Source organism: Rugamonas fusca (genome assembly GCF_014042365.1).
GTDB lineage: Bacteria > Pseudomonadota > Gammaproteobacteria > Burkholderiales > Burkholderiaceae_D > Rugamonas > Rugamonas fusca.
This window is the reverse complement of sequence record NZ_JACEZS010000012.1, coordinates 44,944-61,379: the sequence shown is the minus strand read 5'-3', so window position 1 is coordinate 61,379 and position 16,436 is coordinate 44,944. Positions and strand designations below refer to the sequence as shown.

Genomic DNA, 16,436 nt, shown 5'->3' with positions numbered 1-16,436 from the left:
TAACATTGTTGTTAGATTAATCTTTCCGGGATGGTCGAATTCAGGCCCCGAAATTGGAAAATCGGCCGGGACAGTTGTTTTCCTGCGTTATAATCGTTCCCGAAATCAATCTTTGGGGTGACCTTGCCTGTCCACTTCACTTTTCAGCAATTCCAGCGCATGACGCCGCTCGATGGCGCCAATATCTGGGCCTTCCTGCTCGACCGTTACGCCGACCGCATCGGCGTCAAGCGCCGCAAGCCGGCGCTGGAGAACCTGGAAAAAATCTTCAACGCCACCTTCCGCCTGGCCAACGAGGTCGGGTTCCGGGCCATGAACTTGCGCGACCTGTGCCGCGAGACGGGCTTGTCGATGGGTGGCTTGTACGGCTACATCAGCGGCAAGGACCAGCTGGCCGAAATGATCGAGGACGTGGTGCGCCACGCCACCCAGGAAGTGCCGCGCATGTTCGCCCACGTGGACGATCCGCTGGACCGGCTCGAGGCGCTGATCCGCGCCTCCATTTTCCTGTCCGAGATCCTGCAGCCGTGGTTTTATTTCGTGTTCATGGACTCGCGCGCGCTGCCGCCCCAGCAGCGCGCCATGGCCAAGGAGTCGGAGCTGTATGTGCAGGCGCTGATCACGGGCCTGGTCGACCGCGTGCAACCACGCCCGGAGGGCGCCGCGCCGCTGCTGGCGGCCCATTGCATGGCCATGTTCCAGGACTGGTACGTCAAGCGCTGGAAGTACCGCGCCGCCAGGGTCACGCCCGACCAGTTCGCGGAAAGCACGGTGCGCTTCGTGCGCAGCCACCTGGCGGCGGCGCGCACGGCGTGAGCTGATCGCGCTCCGGTTCCCGTGTATGGGCGGCCACCTGCAGGGCCGCCCGCAGGACGCCCGCCTAGTTGATCGCCGGTTTCTCGGCCGGGGCCTGGTTGGCCGCGGGCGCGTCCAGTGCCGGCGCCGCGTCGCCCATGTCGAGCGAGTGGACGGCCGCGTCGCCCATGAATTCATCGTACAGCCATTCGCCATCGACCTGGGTCAGGCCGGCCGGCACGGCGCGCTCCTGCGGCGGGCGCTGTTGCAGGGCCACGCGCATGTAGTCCATCCAGATCGGCATGGCCACCGTGGCGCCGAATTCGCGTCCGCCCAGCGACTTGGGATCGTCGTAGCCCATCCACGACACGGCCACGATGCCGCCGCCGTAGCCGGAGAACCAGCCGTCCATGGCGTCGCTGGTGGTGCCGGTCTTGCCGGCGATGTCGGGGCGGCCCAGCCTGGCCGCCGCGGCGCCGGTGCCGGTGCGCGTTACTTCGCGCAGCATGGAGTCGGTGACGAAGGCATTGCGCACGTCGATCACGCGGGCATTTTCCTGCAGGCTGGCGGGCGGCTTGGTTTCCGAGATCACGGCGCCGTTGCCATCCACGATGCGCGAGATCAGATAGGGCTCGATCTGGTAGCCGCCGTTGGCGAACACGGCGTAGGCGCCGGCCAGTTGTAGCGGCGTGACGGCGCCCGTGCCCAGCGCCAGCGTCAGGTTCTTGGGCTGGCGGCCCAGGTCGAAGCCGAACTTGCCCAGGTAGTCGTGCGCGTAGGGGACCGTGATGTTGCGCAGGATCCGCACCGAAGCGACGTTCTTGGACTTGGCCAGCGCCGTGCGCATGGTAATCGGGCCGTCGTACACGCCGTCGTCATTGCCGGGACGCCAGGTCTCGTTGCCCGTCTCGGCGCCCGTCAGCTCGATCGGCACGTCGTTGATGATGGTGGCTGGCGAGAAGCCTTTTTCCAGCGCCGCCGAGTAGATGAAGGGCTTGATCGAGGAGCCGGGCTGGCGCCACGCCTGCGTCACGTGGTTGAACTTCTGCAGGTTGTAGTCGAAGCCGCCCACCAGCGCGTGGTAGGCGCCCGTGACGGCGTCGATCGACACGAAGGCGGCCGCCACCTGCGGTACCTGGGTGATGACCCAGGCGTTCTTCTCGCCGCGCATGATGCGCACTATGGCGCCGGGGCGCAGCCTGAAGCCGTCCCTGGCGCCGGCGGCCAGCGCGGGCGCGGCCAGGCGCAGGCCGTCGCCGGTGATGGTGATCTCCTGGCCGAACGGGTCCTGCACCTTCACGTTCTTCGGGCCCGCATCGAGCACCACGGCCGGGATCAGGCGGTCGCTGCCGGGGCGCTTCTGCAGCGCTTCCTCGATGGCGTCGTCGCGTTCCTCGTCGCCGGCTGGCAGCTCGATGTACGCTTCCGGACCACGGTAGCCGTGGCGCTGGTCGTAGGCCAGCACGTTGCGGCGCACGGACTCGTAGGCCGCGTCCTGGTCGGCCTTGAGGATGGTCGTATAGACGCTGATGCCCTTGTTGTACGCCTCATCCTTGAACTTGGCGTACACCACCTGGCGCGCCAGTTCGGCCACGTATTCGGCGTGGGTGTCGAACTCCTGGCCGCGGTTGTTCACGCGCAGCGGTTCGTGCAGGGCTTTCTGGTACTGCTCTTCCGTGATGTAGTCCAGTTCACGCATGCGCTTGAGTACCACGTGCTGGCGCTGCCTGGCGCGCTTGGGATTGACGGCCGGGTTGTGGTGGGCCGGGTTCTTGGGCAGGCCGGCCAGCATGGCCATCTCGCCGATGCTCAGGTCCTTCAGCGGCTTGCCGTAGTAGACCTGGGCCGCGCTGCCAAAGCCGAACGAGCGCTGGCCCAGGTAGATCTGGTTCATGTACAGCTCCAGGATCTGGTCCTTGCTGAGTGCCGCCTCGATCTTATAGGCCAGCATGACTTCGTTGAGCTTGCGGGCGATGACCTTGTCGCGCGTGAGGAAGAAGTTGCGGGCCACCTGCATGGTGATGGTGGAGCCGCCCTGGCGGAAGCCGCCGCCCAGGTTGGAGCGGATCGCGCCCGGCACGCGCAGCCAGTCGATGCCGCCGTGCTCGTAGAAGCGCGCATCCTCGACGGCCAGGATGGCCTTCTTCATCATCTCCGGCATGTCCTTGATGGGGATGAAGTCGCGGTGTTCCTCGCCGAATTCGCCGATCAGCACCTTGTCGGCCGTGTAGATGCGCAGCGGGATCTTGGGACGGTAGTCCGTGATCGTGTCCAGCGACGGCAGGTTGGGCGCGATGACCAGCAACAGGTAGGCTACCAGCAGGCCGGCGGCGATCAGGCCGGCCAGTACGATGGCGATCAGGCCGCGCACGACGTTGCGGCGCTTGAACAGGGAGGATGCGGCGGGCAGGGAAGCACTCAAGACGGAATTCTCGTGGTTGCGAAGTGGGGGAATTATAGACCAATCGCCCCGCCGCACCGTGATACTGGTGGTGGCGCGCGGGATGTACTTATAATGGTTCAAGGGCCGCCATGGCGGCGGCGATAACGGCGATCGACCAGGCGGGAACCTTATGACAGAACCGCGGCACACGATAGATTGCGATGTCCTCGTGGTGGGTGGGGGCATCAACGGCGCCGGCATCGCGCGTGACGCGGCCGGGCGCGGACTGTCCGTCGTGCTGTGCGAGCGGGACGACCTGGCCGCGCACACCTCATCGGCTTCCACCAAGTTGATCCACGGCGGCCTGCGCTACCTCGAATATTATGAATTTGGCCTGGTGCGCAAGGCGCTGCTGGAGCGCGAGGTGCTGTTGCGCAGCGCGCCCCACATCATGCGGCCCTTGCGTTTCGTGATGCCGCACGCGCGGGGCCAGCGGCCGGCGTGGATGATACGGGCCGGCCTGCTGCTGTACGACAGCCTGGCGCGGCGCGAACTGCTGCCCGCGTCGTCCGGCATCGCGCTGCGTCGCCACTCGGCCGGCCAGCCGCTCAAGCCGGAATTCACGCGCGGCTTCGTCTATTCCGACGGCTGGGTGGATGATGCCCGGCTGGTGGTGCTGAACGCGATCGACGCGGCCGAGCGGGGCGCCACCATCCTTACCCGCACCACCTGCCTGTCCGCCCGGCGTGAGGGCGAGCGCTGGCAGGCGTTGCTGGATAAGCCAGACTGTGGCCGCATCCAGGTCAACGCCCGCTACCTGGTTAACGCGGCCGGGCCATGGACGGCGGCATTCCTGCAATCGGCCGTGCCGCAGGCGCGCCCGCGCCCGCTGCGGCTGATCAAGGGCAGCCACATCGTCGTGCCGCGCCTGTTCGCGCACGATTACGCCTACATCTTCCAGCACCCGGACGGGCGCATCGTGTTCGCCATCCCCTACGAACAGGACTACACGCTGATCGGCACCACGGACCTTGATTACCAGGGCGACCCCGGCCAGGTCGCCATCACGCCCGACGAAACCAGCTACCTGTGCGAACTGGCCAGCTACTACTTCGCCGCGCCCGTGATGCCGGCCGACGTGGTGTGGAGCTATGCAGGCGTGCGCCCGCTGGTGGAGGACGAGGCGGCCGACGCCAAGGCCGTCACGCGTGACTACCGGCTGGAGGTGGACAGCGATGGCGCGCCGCTGCTCAGTGTTTTTGGCGGCAAGATCACCACCTTTCGCAAGCTGTCCGAGGAAGCGGTGGACCTGGTGGCGCGCGCGCTGGAGAACCGGCACGGTTCCTGGACGGCGGACGCCTGCCTGCCCGGCGGGGACTTGTTCGGGGCCGCGCCCCAGAATCGCGCCGTGCTCGAATTTGGCGGCTGGCTGCGGGAGCAGCAGCTGCGCTACGGCTGGCTGCCGACGGCGCTGGTGGCACGCTACGCGCGCGCCTACGGCACCCGCATGCACACGCTGCTGGCGGGGCGCGAAGCGCCGGGCGCCATGGGCGAGGAAATCGCCGCCGGCTTGTACGAGGCCGAAGTGGATTACCTGCGCCGCTACGAGTGGGCGCGCAGCGCGCAGGACATCCTGTGGCGGCGCACCAAGCTGGGCCTGCACCTGCTGCCGGGGGCGACGGGCAGACTGCGGGACTGGCTGGATGCGCATCCGCTGCACAAGCCCTGAGCCGGCATCGCCCAAACGACAACGGCGGCCCGCGGGCCGCCGTTGTCACACAAGCCAGGGACAGGCTTATTTCACGCCGTGCATCAATTTGCTGATCAGCGGTGCGACCAGGAACAGCAGGATACCGCCGGCCATCAGCGAGTAGAAGCCCATCGTGTAGCCTTGCAGCGCCGATGTCACCGACATGCCCTTTTCGCCGCTCACGAAGCTGGCGAAGATGCCCGACAGGTTGTTGCCGATGCCGGTGGAGAGGAACCAGCCGCCCATGCCCAGGCCCACCAGGCGGGTGGGGGCCAGCTTGGTCACCATCGACAGGCCGATCGGCGACAGGCACAGTTCACCGACGGACTGGATCACGTACACCATGAACAGGGTCCAGAACGGGATCTTGTTGTGGACGTCGACCAGCGACGACAGGGCGAACATCAGCAGGCCGAAGGCCAGGCCGTTGAAGATCAGGCCCAGGCCGAACTTGCGCGCGATGGACGGGTTGACGTTCTTGCGGCCCATGGCCACCCAGATGAAGGCGATCACCGGCGCCAGCGTGATGATGGCGATCGAATTCACGGTCTGGAAGTAAGCGTTCGGGAACTCCCAGCCGAACATGATGCGGTCGACGATCTTATCGGCCAGGAAGGTGAACGAGCTGCCCGCCTGTTCGAAGAACATCCAGAACATGATGTTGAAGAAGAAGATCACCAGCATGGCGATCACCTTGTCGCGCGCCACCTTGCCGTTACGGATGCCTTCGATCATCAGCATCACCGACAGCAGGATGAACAGCACCGACAGCACGCCTTGCAGGTTGTTGGCGCCCACGGCCAGCAGCATGTAGACGATGGGGATCACGCACAGCGCGCCCAGCGCCACCCACAGCATGCGCTTGGGGTCCTGCATCTGCGCTTCGGGCGCACCGATGCCTTTCAGGCCGCGGCGGCCGATGCTGAACCAGAACAGGCTGATGAGCATGCCCACGCCGGCGGAGATGAACACCACCTTGTAGGCAGGCATGCCGCCGGTGCCGAAGATCTTGGTGGCCAGGAATTCAGTCAGCACGGGCGCGATCAGGGCGCCCGAGTTGATGCCCATGTAGAAAATGGTGAAGCCCGAATCGCGGCGCGTGTCGGCCAGCGCATACAGCTTGCCTACCATGGTCGAGATGTTCGGCTTGAACATGCCATTGCCAACGATGATGGTGGCCAGGCCCAGTTTGAAGATGTTCGGATCAGGCAGCGCGATCATGAACAGGCCGGCGGCCATGAAGATGGCGCCGACGATGATGGAGCGCTGGTATCCCAGCACGCGGTCGGCCACGTAGCCGCCAAACAGGGCGCCCGCATACACGAGGGCGAGGTAGGAACCGTAGGTCAGGTTGGCGAACTGCTCGCCGGCCGCGTCGCCGTGGTAGAACTGGGCGACGATGTAGAGTACCAGGGCCCAGCGGATGCCGTAGAAGGCGAAACGCTCCCAGAACTCGGTCATGAACAACATCCAAAGCGGAGCTGGGTGTCCCATGATCTGTTTGAACTCGGGGACAGCGACTTCCTGGTTAGCTTGGGTAGCACCGCTCATGCGGTTTCTCCTAAAGTTTATTATGGTCGATAAAAATGGGTGGGAAGCCGCGCCCTGGCTGGATAAGCTTGGGGGCGCAACAATCCACGCCGGTCTTCCGGGTGCGGCATTTTAATCTACAAATCAGTCCTGGGGCATATTTTGACTCTCCGCCTGCAAATTTTTAGCGCTTGTGCTAATAATGGCCACGCGCGTTTGCATAGGGCGGGTAATGCAATCTCCGGCCCCAAACGGGCTCAGTTGTCGTATATTGGCACTGCAAGCCATCACGTTGCAGCGAATCTGAATAAGGATTTTTGTATCATGGAACATGACGTTGTCGATACCCTGATCGCGCCCGAAGGACAGCTGGAAGTCTTGTCGAAGGCCGAAGTGAACAAGCTGCTCGACACCAGCCAGGGCGGCCTCTATAAAGTCTTCCGCAATTGCGCGCTGGCCGTGCTCAATTGCGGCAGCACGATCGACGATGGAAAGGAACTGCTGGAACGCTACAAGTCGTTCGACATCAGCATCATTCAGCGCGAGCGCGGCATCAAGCTCGAAATCAAGGGCGCGCCGGCCATCGCCTTCGTTGACGGCAAAATGGTCAAGGGCATCCACGAACACCTGTTCGCGGTGCTGCGCGATATTATCTTCGTCAGCAACGAGGTGACGGATAACCCTGAATTCGACCTGGGGAGCACGGAAGGCATCACGGACGCCGTGTTCCACATCCTGCGCAACGCCGGCATCCTCAAGCCGCAGATCAATCCCAACCTGGTGGTGTGCTGGGGCGGGCACTCGATCAACCGCGCCGAGTACAACTACTCGAAAGAGGTGGGTTATCAGATGGGTCTGCGCGGGCTCGATATCTGCACCGGCTGCGGGCCGGGCGCCATGAAAGGCCCGATGAAGGGCGCCACCATCGGCCACGCCAAGCAGCGTTTGGATACGGGGCGCTACCTCGGCATCTCCGAGCCGGGCATCATCGCCGCCGAATCGCCCAACCCCATCGTCAACGCGCTGGTGATCATGCCGGACATCGAGAAGCGCCTGGAAGCTTTCGTGCGCGCGGGCCACGGCATCGTCGTGTTCCCCGGCGGCGCCGGCACGGCCGAGGAAATCCTGTACATCCTGGGCATCCTGCTGCACCCGGATAACGCGGACATCCCGTTCCCGCTCGTGTTCACGGGGCCGGAAACGTCGCGCGAATACTTCGTGCAGATCAACCAGTTCATCCACGATACGCTGGGTCCGGAGGCGCAGCAGCGCTACAAGATCATCATCGACGATCCCGAACTGGTGGCGCGCGAGATGCAGGCCGGGATCAAGCAGGTGCGTGAATTCCGCAAGTCGCGCAGCGACGCCTACTATTACAACTGGCTGCTGAAGATCGACCACGAGTTCCAGAAGCCGTTCGCGCCCACCCACGAGAACATGCGCAACCTGAGCCTGCACAAGAACCAGGAAGTGCACCTGCTGGCGGCCAACCTGCGGCGCGCCTTCTCCGGCGTGGTGGCCGGTAACGTGAAGGACGAGGGCATCCGTGCGATCGAAAAATACGGCCACTTCGAAATCCACGGCGACGCCTCCATCATGGGGCCGATGGACGCGCTCTTGGCCTCGTTCGTGGCCCAGCACCGCATGAAGCTGGCCGGCAAGCACTACACCCCCTGCTACCGCGTCATCCAGTAAGACAATCGGGGACGTGGCAAAATTGTAATGGTGTTATTGCCCGATTCCAATTTTTGCTGCGTCCCCAGTTTCCAGAGGGGCTGGAGCAAAGAAAAAGCCGCGCGGTTTTGCAACCGGGCGGCTTTTTATATGGCGCTACGCTGCGCTTATTCTTCGCGGCGCAGGTGCGGGAACAGCAGCACGTCGCGGATGTTGGGCGAGTCGGTGATGATCATCATCAGGCGGTCGATGCCGATGCCGCAACCGCCGGCCGGCGGCATGCCGTATTCCAGCGCGCGGATGTAGTCGGCGTCGTAGAACATGGCTTCCTCGTCGCCGGCGTCCTTGGCCGCCACCTGGGCCAGGAAGCGGGCCGACTGGTCTTCCGCGTCGTTCAGTTCCGAGAAGCCGTTGGCGATCTCGCGGCCCACCATGAACAGCTCGAAGCGCTCGGTGATGCCGGGCACCGTGTCCGAGGCGCGCGCCAGCGGCGACACTTCGACCGGGTAGTCGATGATGTAGGTCGGCTCCCACAGCTGCGCTTCCGCCGTTTCCTCGAACAGCGCCAGTTGCAGCGCGCCCAGGCCCGAGTGGGCGTGCGGCTTGACGCCGAACTTGGCCAGTTCGGCCGTGATGAATTCGGCGTCGTGCAGTTGCTCGTTGGTGTAGTGCGGCGCGTACTTGTTGATGGCGCCCACGATGGTCAGGCGGTGGAACGGCTTGGCCAGGTCCAGCTCGCGGCCGCCGTAGGTCAGGGTGGCAGTGCCGTGGGCGTCGATGGCGGCCTGGCGGATCACGGCTTCCGTGAAGTCCATCAGCCACTTGTAGTCGGTGTAGGCCGCGTAGAACTCCATCATCGTGAATTCAGGGTTGTGACGGATCGACACGCCTTCGTTGCGGAAGTTGCGGTTGATCTCGAACACACGGTCGAAACCGCCCACCACCAGGCGCTTGAGGTACAGCTCGGGCGCGATACGCAGGTACATCTCCATGTCCAGCGCGTTGTGGTGGGTGACGAAAGGCTTGGCCGCCGCGCCGCCGGGAATGGTGTGCAGCATCGGCGTTTCCACTTCCATGAAGCCGTTCTTGTCCATGAAGCGGCGGATCGACGAGATGGCTGCCGTGCGGGCCTTGAAGGTGCGGCGCGTTTCCTCGTTCATGATCAGGTCCACGTAGCGCTGGCGGTACTTGGTTTCCTGGTCGGCCAGGCCGTGGAACTTGTCGGGCAGCGGACGCAGCGACTTGGTGATCAGGCGCAGCTCGGAGACCTTGATGGTCAGTTCATCGGTCTTGGTCTTGAACAGGGTACCGGTCACGCCCAGGATGTCGCCCAGGTCGTAGTGGTGCAGGGCGGCCATGGCCGCTTCGCCCGTCAGGTCCAGCGTGGCGTAGATCTGGATGCGGCCGTCGGCGCGCGGGCCCGACGCGTCCTGCAGCGTGGCGAAGGCGGCCTTCTTGCCCGCCTCGCGCTTGAGCATCATGCGGCCGGCCAGCACCACGGTGACGGGGTTTTCTTCCAGTTCCTCGCGCGACTTCTGGCCATACTGCTCGTGCAGGTCGGCCGCCTTGTGCTGCGGCTTGAAGTCGTTGGGGAAGGCGACGCCCTGTTCGCGCAGCGCGGCCAGCTTGGCGCGGCGTTCGGCGATGATCTTGTTGTCGTCCGGGGCGGCTGCTTGTTCTTGAAGATCGGTGGTCATATTGTTCTCGTTGATGAATGTTTTTAGATTGCGGTGGCCGCCGGCGTGGCGGCGAACAGTTGTTCGATATCGAGCTCGCTGAAGTCGCGCGCGATGCAGATCACGTTGTCGAATTCGGCGAAGGCATCGGCGGGCAGCGTGGTGGTCAGCGCCACGGCGCGCATGCCGGCGCGGCGCGCCGCTTCCACGCCCAGCGGCGCGTCCTCGAACACGATGCTGTTGGCGGGCAGGGCGCCGCTGCGCTCGGCCGCCAGCAGGAACACGTCCGGATTCGGCTTGCCGCGCGCCACGTCGGCCGCGCCCACGACGGCGCGGAAATGGCCGCGCAGGTCCAGCCCGTCGAGCGTGAAGGCGATGTTGTCGTTGGGCGCGGCCGTGGCCACGGCCAGCGCCACGCCGCCGCTTTGGGCGTTGGCGACGAACTGGTCGAAACCGCGCACGGTGGCCAGGTGCGGCGCGTACAGCTCGCGGTACAGCGATTCTTTTTCAAGATCCAGCAGCGCGCTTTCTTCCTTGGTCAGGTGCTCGCCCAGGTAGTGGCGCATGATCTCGTGGCCCTGGCGGCCGGCCGTGGCGCGGAAGAATGCGTCGGGGTCGATCCGGTGGCCACGGCGCTCGAAGAAGGCCACCCACGACTTGGTGTGGAAGGCCATGTTGTCGACGATCGTGCCATCCATGTCGAAGATGAATGCGCGCTGCGGAATGCTCATGCCTTAGACGCCTTGCTTGAGGGAGGCCGAGATGAACTCGTCCAGGTCGCCGTCCAGCACACCCTTGGTATTGCCGGTCTCGAAGTTGGTGCGCAAGTCCTTGATGCGGGACTGGTCCAGCACGTAGGAGCGGATCTGGTGGCCCCAGCCCACGTCGGTCTTGGAGTCTTCCAGCTTCTGCTGCTCGCTCATGCGCTTGCGCAGCTCCTGTTCGTACAGTTTTGCCTTAAGCATTTCCATCGCTTCGGCGCGGTTGCGGTGCTGCGAGCGGTCGTTCTGGCACTGCACCACGATCCCGGTCGGCATGTGGGTCAGACGGACGGCGGAGTCGGTCTTGTTGATGTGCTGACCACCGGCGCCGGACGCGCGATAGGTATCGACGCGCAGGTCGGCCGGGTTTACTTCGATGTCGATCGAATCATCCACTTCCGGGTACACGAACAGCGACGTGAACGAGGTGTGGCGGCCGTTGGCCGAGTCGAACGGCGACTTGCGCACCAGGCGGTGCACGCCCGTTTCCGTGCGCAGGTGGCCGTAGGCGTATTCGCCTTCCACCTTCAGCGTGGCGGTCTTGATGCCGGCCACCTCGCCGTCCGATTGTTCCATGATCTCGACCTTGAAGCCCTTGCGCTCGCAATAGCGCAGGTACTGGCGCAGCAGCATCGAGGCCCAGTCCTGGGCTTCCGTGCCGCCGGCGCCGGCCTGGATGTCGATGAAGCAGTTGTTGGGGTCCATCGGATTGTTGAACATCCGGCGGAATTCCATGCCTTCGATGACCTTGCGGATTTCCTCCGTGTCGCCGATCACCGCTTCCAGTGTGTCGTCGTCGTTTTCTTCCTTGGCCATGGCGAACAGGTCGTTCATGTCGGCCAGGTCGGCGTGGGCCTTGGTGAGGGCGAACACCACGGCTTCCAGCGATTTTTTCTCTTTACCGAGGTCCTGGGCTTTCTTGGGGTCGTTCCAGACGGTGGGGTCTTCCAGTTCCTCGTTGACTTGCTCTAGTTTCTCCGACTTCTTATCGAAGTCAAAGATACCTCCGAAGTTCGGCTTCGCGCGTCGTGAGATCGGCGAGCAGGGCGGAGAGGGCGTTGATGCGTTCGGCTTCCATATTGGATCTTCTCTAGGCTGAAATCAAACCTTGGATTATACCCGACGCAGGGGTATTCCGGGCCATTCACGTGGCACGGCCGCTGGACCGGCGCCCCGGGCGAGCGTATCATGCGGCCGATATTGCGAAAATCATACGACCGAGCCGCCCATGCATGCTGTTTTACCCCTGTCCGCCCTGGCCTTGCCGCTGCTGTTTTCCGCGCCCGTCGCGCAGGCTGCGCCACCGGCCGGCAGTGCCGCCACCCTGGCCGTGCTGGAGACGACGGACCTGCACGCGACCGTGCTCAGTTATGATTACTACAAGCTCAAGCCGGAACCGGCCATCGGCCTGGAACGCACGGCCACGCTGATCCGCCAGGCCCGCGCGGAATTCCCGAATACGCTCTTGCTCGATAATGGCGACGCGATCCAGGGCACGGCGCTGGCCGACTACCAGGCGCTGGTGGCGCCGCCGCCGTGCGACCGGGCGCTGGCCATCTACCGCGCGCTCGACGCGCTGGGCGTGGAAGGCGGCGGGATCGGCAACCACGAGTTCAATTACGGCCTGGCCTACCTGAGCCGTGTCACGGGCAGCGCGTTCCAGGTGGACGGCGTGGACCCGGCCGCGCCCCGCTGCGCCGGGCCCCATTTCCCGCTGGTGCTGGCCAACGTGTACAGCAGCCGCACGCACCAGCCGCTGTTCACCCCGTACCGCATCCTCGACAAGGAGGTCAGCGCCACGGGACCGGACGGCCAGCCGCTGCGTACCACGATCCGCATCGGCATCATCGGTTTCACCCCGCCGGCCATCCTGGACTGGGACAAGCGCGCGCTCGAGGGCAAGGTCTACACGGAAGGCGTGCGCGAGACGGCGCAAAAGTTCATCCCCAGGATGCGGGCCGAAGGGGCCGACCTGGTGGTGGCCATCGCCCACGGCGGCATCGACGGCGCGCCCTACACCCCGGCCATGGAGAACGCCGGCCTGTACCTGGCCCAGGTGCCCGGCGTGGACGCCATGCTGATCGGCCACGCGCACCAGACCTTCCCCGACGCGGCCAGCACCGTCCCGGCCTTCAACTTGCCGGGCGTGGACAAGGTGCGCGGCACGGTGTTCGGCGTGCCGACCGTGATGGCCAGCCTGTGGGGCAAGTACCTGGGCGTGATCGGTCTGCGGCTGCGCTACGACGGCCAGCGCTGGCTGGTGGACAAGGAGCGCACCACGGTGGAAGCGCGCGCCATCCAGCATGCTGACCGCAGCTTTGTCGCACCCGATCCGTCCATCGCGGCGCTGGTGGCGGACGAACACGCGGCCACCATCGCCTACGTGCAGGCGCCGCTGGGCCACAGCGACTTCCGCATGGCCAGCTATTTTGCCGATGTGGGCGATCCCGGCGCGATCGAACCGGTGAACCTGGCGCAGACCGATTATGTGCGCCGTTACGTGCAAACCAACCTGCCGCAGTACGCGGCGCTGCCCGTGCTGTCCATGGCATCGCCGTTCAAGACTGGCGCGGCGGGGCCGGGCGATTACACGGACGTCAAGGCCGGTCCGGTCGCGCTCAATAACGCGGCCGACCTGTACCTGTACCCGAACGCCTTGTATGCGGTCAAGGTGACGGGAGCGGAGCTGCGGGCGTGGCTGGAAAAGGCGGCGGGCCGCTTCCATCGCATCGACCCGTCCGCGAGCGCGCCGCAGGAACTGGTCGATACGGCGTTTGCCGGCTTCAATTTCGACATGCTCACCGATCCCGATGTGCGCTATGCGATCGACGTCACGCGTCCCGTGGGCCAGCGCATTTTGGACTTGCGTTATCGTGGCGCGCCGGTGGCGGCCGAACAGGCGTTCATCGTCGCCACCAACAGTTTCCGCGCCAACGGGGGCGGCGCTTTCCCCGGCCTGGACGGCAGCAGGACCGTGCTGGCCGCGCCGGATGCCAGCCGCGACGTGCTGATCGCCTACATCCGCGCCACGCAGCACCTGACCCGTAGCGCGCATGGCGCCGCCCGCAGCTGGCGGTTCGCGCCGGTGGTGCTGGCCGGCCCCGTGGTGTTCCATGCGCCGCCCGGCCTGGAACCACTGGCGCACGACGCGGGCTTGACCGGCGTGCGTCAGTTGCAGGCCGACGATGGCGGCGGCAAGGGCTTCGCCCTCTACGGCATTGACTTGTCCCGCTGACAGTTGGCGGCCACTGGCCGCCGGTTCAGTATCTTCTTGCATACCTCGAACCACAGTGTGCTGACCAAGGCCGTGGCCATCGCCACCGCCACCAGCGGCGCCGGAGGCAAGGCGAATCCGAACAGGGCGCGCACGCTTGGTATGCCCAGCACCAGTGCCAGCAGCGCCAGCGTGGCGGCGCTGCTCCAGCGGTAGGCGTGGTTGACGGCGCCGGCGCGGGTCCAGCTCATGCCGGTCCAGGTGCGGTTGGCGAAGATCAGCCCCAGATTGGAGCAGACCAGGGCAATAAAGGTGAGCGCCCGTTCCTGGGCCCCGTCCGTGCCGGCCGCGCGCAGCGCCAGCGACAATGCCAGCAGGATGGCCAGCAGGCCGCTGCCCTGGACCAGTCCCCGGACCAATACTTCGCGCTCGAACAGTCGCGCATCGGCCGCGCGCGGCGGCGCTGTCATGGCGTGTGGCTCGATCGCCTCGGCCTCGAACACGACCGAGCAGGCCGGGTCGATGATCAGCTGCAGGAACAGGATATGGACCGGCATCAGCAGCGCCGGCCAGCCAAACAGCACGGGGAAGAACGACAGGCCGACAATGGGCACGTGCACGGCCACGATGAAGGCGATGGCCTTGCGCAGGTTGGCGAACACGCGCCGCCCGTGGCGCACCGCTGTCACCAGCGAGGCGAAATCGTCGTTCAGCAGCACCAGCGCCGCCGCCTCGCGCGCCACGTCCGTGCCGCGCACGCCCATGGCCACGCCGATGTCGGCCGCCTTCAGGGCCGGCGCGTCGTTCACGCCGTCGCCGGTCATGGCCACCACCTCGCCGCGCGCGCGGAAGGCCTGCACCAGGCGCAGCTTTTGCGCTGGCTGCACGCGGCAGAAAATGTGGGTGTCGGCCAGCCGGGCGGCCAGCGCCGCGTCGTCCATCGTTTCCAGCTCGGCGCCGGTGATGGGTTCGGCGTCGGCCGTCAGCCCGGCCTGGCGGGCGATGGCGCGCGCCGTGGAGGGATGGTCGCCGGTGATCATCACCACCTTCATGCCGGCGCGGCGGCACTGGGCAATCGCTTCGGGCACGTCCGTGCGCACGGGGTCTTCCAGCGCCACCAGGCCCAGGAACTCGAAGTCGAAGTCGTGCTGCTTGTCCGGCAGGCCGGGTGCGGCGGCGGGGAGGGCAACGGGTGCGGAGAACTCGGCGCGCGCCACGCCCAGCACGCGCAAGCCGTCGCTGGCCATGGCTGCCACCTGCAGCGCGATGGCGGCGCAGCGCTCGGGCGGCAGGTGGCATAAATCCATGATCGCCTCGGGCGCACCCTTGGCGGCGATCAGCAGCGCACTGTGGTCCTGCGACTGCCACACGCGGGACATGGCCAGCATTTCGGGCGAGAGCGGATAGTCGTCCACCAGCGTCCAGTCATCATGCAGGTGTTCGGTGTTGGCCAGCAGCTGTTTGCCGGCCGACGCGATGGCCGTCTCCATGGGATCGAAGGCGCGCCGGTGGCTGGCCAGCACGGCGTATTCGAGTACGCCGTGCAGCTCCTCCTGCAGGAACATGCCGGCGTTGGCCACCGTGTCGTAGCGCGCGTCGTCGCACCACAGGGCGCGCAACTGCATGCGGTTCATGGTCAGCGTGCCCGTCTTGTCCACGCACAGCACGGTGGTCGCGCCCAGCAGTTCGATGGCGGGGATGCTGCGCGCCAGTACCTTTTCGCGCGCCAGCCGCCAGGCGCCCAGGCCCAGGAAGATGGTCAGCACCACGGGCAGTTCTTCCGGCAGGATGGCCATGGCCAGGGTCAGGCCAGCCAGCAAACCATGCAGCCAGTCGTCCAGCCGCAGCCAGTAGAACAGCGCCAGGCACACGGCCAGCGCCAGGCCGGCGGCGGCCACCTGCTTGACTACGCGCGCCGTTTCCGCCTGCACCGGCGTCGGTTGCGCGCCGATGGCCGCCAGCGACTGGCCGATGCGTCCCAGGGCGCTGCGCGGCCCGGTCGCGATCACGCGGCCACGGGCCGTGCCTTGCGTGACGAGGGTGCCGGAATACGCCTGGCAGACAGCTTGCGGCGTATCGGGGGCAGCCATCTCCGATGGCGCGTCGGGTGCGGCGGCGTATTTGGTGACGGGAACCGACTCTCCGGTCAGCATGGACTCGTCGACCGTCAGGTTGGTGGCGGCCAGCAGCAACAGGTCGGCCGGAATACGGTCGCCCTCGGCGATGAGGACAATATCGCCGCACACGAGGGTGTCGGCCGGCACCTTGCCGACCTGTCCGTCGCGCATCACCATGGCGACGGGGCTGGACAGCACACGCAACGCTTCCAGCGAGCGCTCCGTGCGCCGCTGCTGGACGAAGGAAATGGCCATCACCACGAACACGAAGCCCAGCAGCATGAGTGCTTCGTTCTGGTCGCCCAGCAGCAGGTAGATGGCGCCGCAGGCCACCAACAGCAGGAACATGGGCTCGAACACCACGCCGCGCAGCAGGTTGAGCGCGTTGCGTGGGCGCGATACGGGCAAGGCGTTCGGGCCGTCCTGTTCCAGACGCCGCAACGCTTCGGCACTGCTCAAATCGTCCTGCATGAGGTCTTCTGGCATGTTCCTGGCTGGCCGCATGGCCGGGTGGGGACGCATTCAGTCTAGCACGC

10 protein-coding genes are annotated in these 16,436 nt (G+C 65.6%); 4 read left to right on the top strand and 6 right to left on the bottom strand.

Annotated features, from left to right (window positions below; all coding sequences use genetic code 11):
• Nucleotides 1–159: 159 nt before the first annotated feature.
• Nucleotides 160–816 carry a TetR/AcrR family transcriptional regulator gene (locus H3H36_RS14935; protein WP_182218886.1) on the top strand — a complete coding sequence of 219 codons (657 nt, stop codon included), beginning with the start codon at nucleotides 160–162 and terminating at the stop codon, nucleotides 814–816.
• Nucleotides 817–880: 64 nt separating this feature from the next.
• Here H3H36_RS14935 and H3H36_RS14930 read toward each other — a convergent pair whose 3' ends face one another.
• Entirely contained in the window at nucleotides 881–3,217 is a 2,337-nt protein-coding gene (locus H3H36_RS14930) for a penicillin-binding protein 1A (protein ID WP_229219926.1), read from the bottom strand.
• A gap of 151 nt (nucleotides 3,218–3,368) precedes the next feature.
• Here H3H36_RS14930 and glpD point away from each other — a divergent pair, with 151 nt between their 5' ends.
• Complete coding sequence (gene glpD, locus H3H36_RS14925) at nucleotides 3,369–4,907, top strand: glycerol-3-phosphate dehydrogenase (protein WP_182218885.1); 1,539 nt, start codon at nucleotides 3,369–3,371, stop codon at nucleotides 4,905–4,907.
• Nucleotides 4,908–4,973: 66 nt separating this feature from the next.
• On the opposite strand, the gene H3H36_RS14920 is transcribed toward glpD, so the two are convergent.
• Nucleotides 4,974–6,422, bottom strand: a complete 1,449-nt coding sequence (locus tag H3H36_RS14920) for a peptide MFS transporter (protein ID WP_446033178.1) — start codon at nucleotides 6,420–6,422, stop codon at nucleotides 4,974–4,976.
• Between the two features lie 360 nt (nucleotides 6,423–6,782).
• Between H3H36_RS14920 and ppnN the strand changes: the two genes are divergently transcribed.
• A complete protein-coding gene (gene ppnN, locus H3H36_RS14915; RefSeq protein WP_182218883.1) occupies nucleotides 6,783–8,153 on the top strand; it encodes a nucleotide 5'-monophosphate nucleosidase PpnN in 1,371 nt (456 codons plus the stop codon).
• 146 nt (nucleotides 8,154–8,299) lie between these two features.
• Here ppnN and lysS read toward each other — a convergent pair whose 3' ends face one another.
• The 3 genes from lysS to prfB all read right to left on the bottom strand — a co-directional run bounded on the left by lysS (nucleotide 8,300) and on the right by prfB (nucleotide 11,647).
• Nucleotides 8,300–9,829, bottom strand: coding sequence for a lysine--tRNA ligase (gene lysS, locus H3H36_RS14910; RefSeq protein WP_182218882.1), 1,530 nt, complete (start codon nucleotides 9,827–9,829; stop codon nucleotides 8,300–8,302).
• A 23-nt stretch (nucleotides 9,830–9,852) separates the two neighbouring features.
• Entirely contained in the window at nucleotides 9,853–10,539 is a 687-nt protein-coding gene (locus H3H36_RS14905) for an HAD family hydrolase (protein ID WP_182218881.1), read from the bottom strand.
• Nucleotides 10,540–10,542: 3 nt separating this feature from the next.
• A protein-coding gene (prfB, locus tag H3H36_RS14900; RefSeq protein ID WP_182218880.1) for a peptide chain release factor 2 occupies nucleotides 10,543–11,647 on the bottom strand; the annotation gives its coding sequence in 2 pieces (ribosomal slippage) (nucleotides 10,543–11,565 and nucleotides 11,567–11,647; 1,104 coding nt in all).
• A 150-nt stretch (nucleotides 11,648–11,797) separates the two neighbouring features.
• Here prfB and H3H36_RS14895 point away from each other — a divergent pair.
• Complete coding sequence (locus tag H3H36_RS14895) at nucleotides 11,798–13,804, top strand: bifunctional 2',3'-cyclic-nucleotide 2'-phosphodiesterase/3'-nucleotidase (RefSeq protein ID WP_182218879.1); 2,007 nt, start codon at nucleotides 11,798–11,800, stop codon at nucleotides 13,802–13,804.
• Here H3H36_RS14895 and H3H36_RS14890 read toward each other — a convergent pair.
• Nucleotides 13,780–16,386: a cation-translocating P-type ATPase gene (locus H3H36_RS14890; RefSeq protein ID WP_182218878.1), complete on the bottom strand. Its 2,607-nt coding sequence runs from the start codon at nucleotides 16,384–16,386 to the stop codon at nucleotides 13,780–13,782. The genes H3H36_RS14895 and H3H36_RS14890 overlap by 25 nt on opposite strands.
• Between the last annotated feature and the right edge of the window lie 50 nt (nucleotides 16,387–16,436).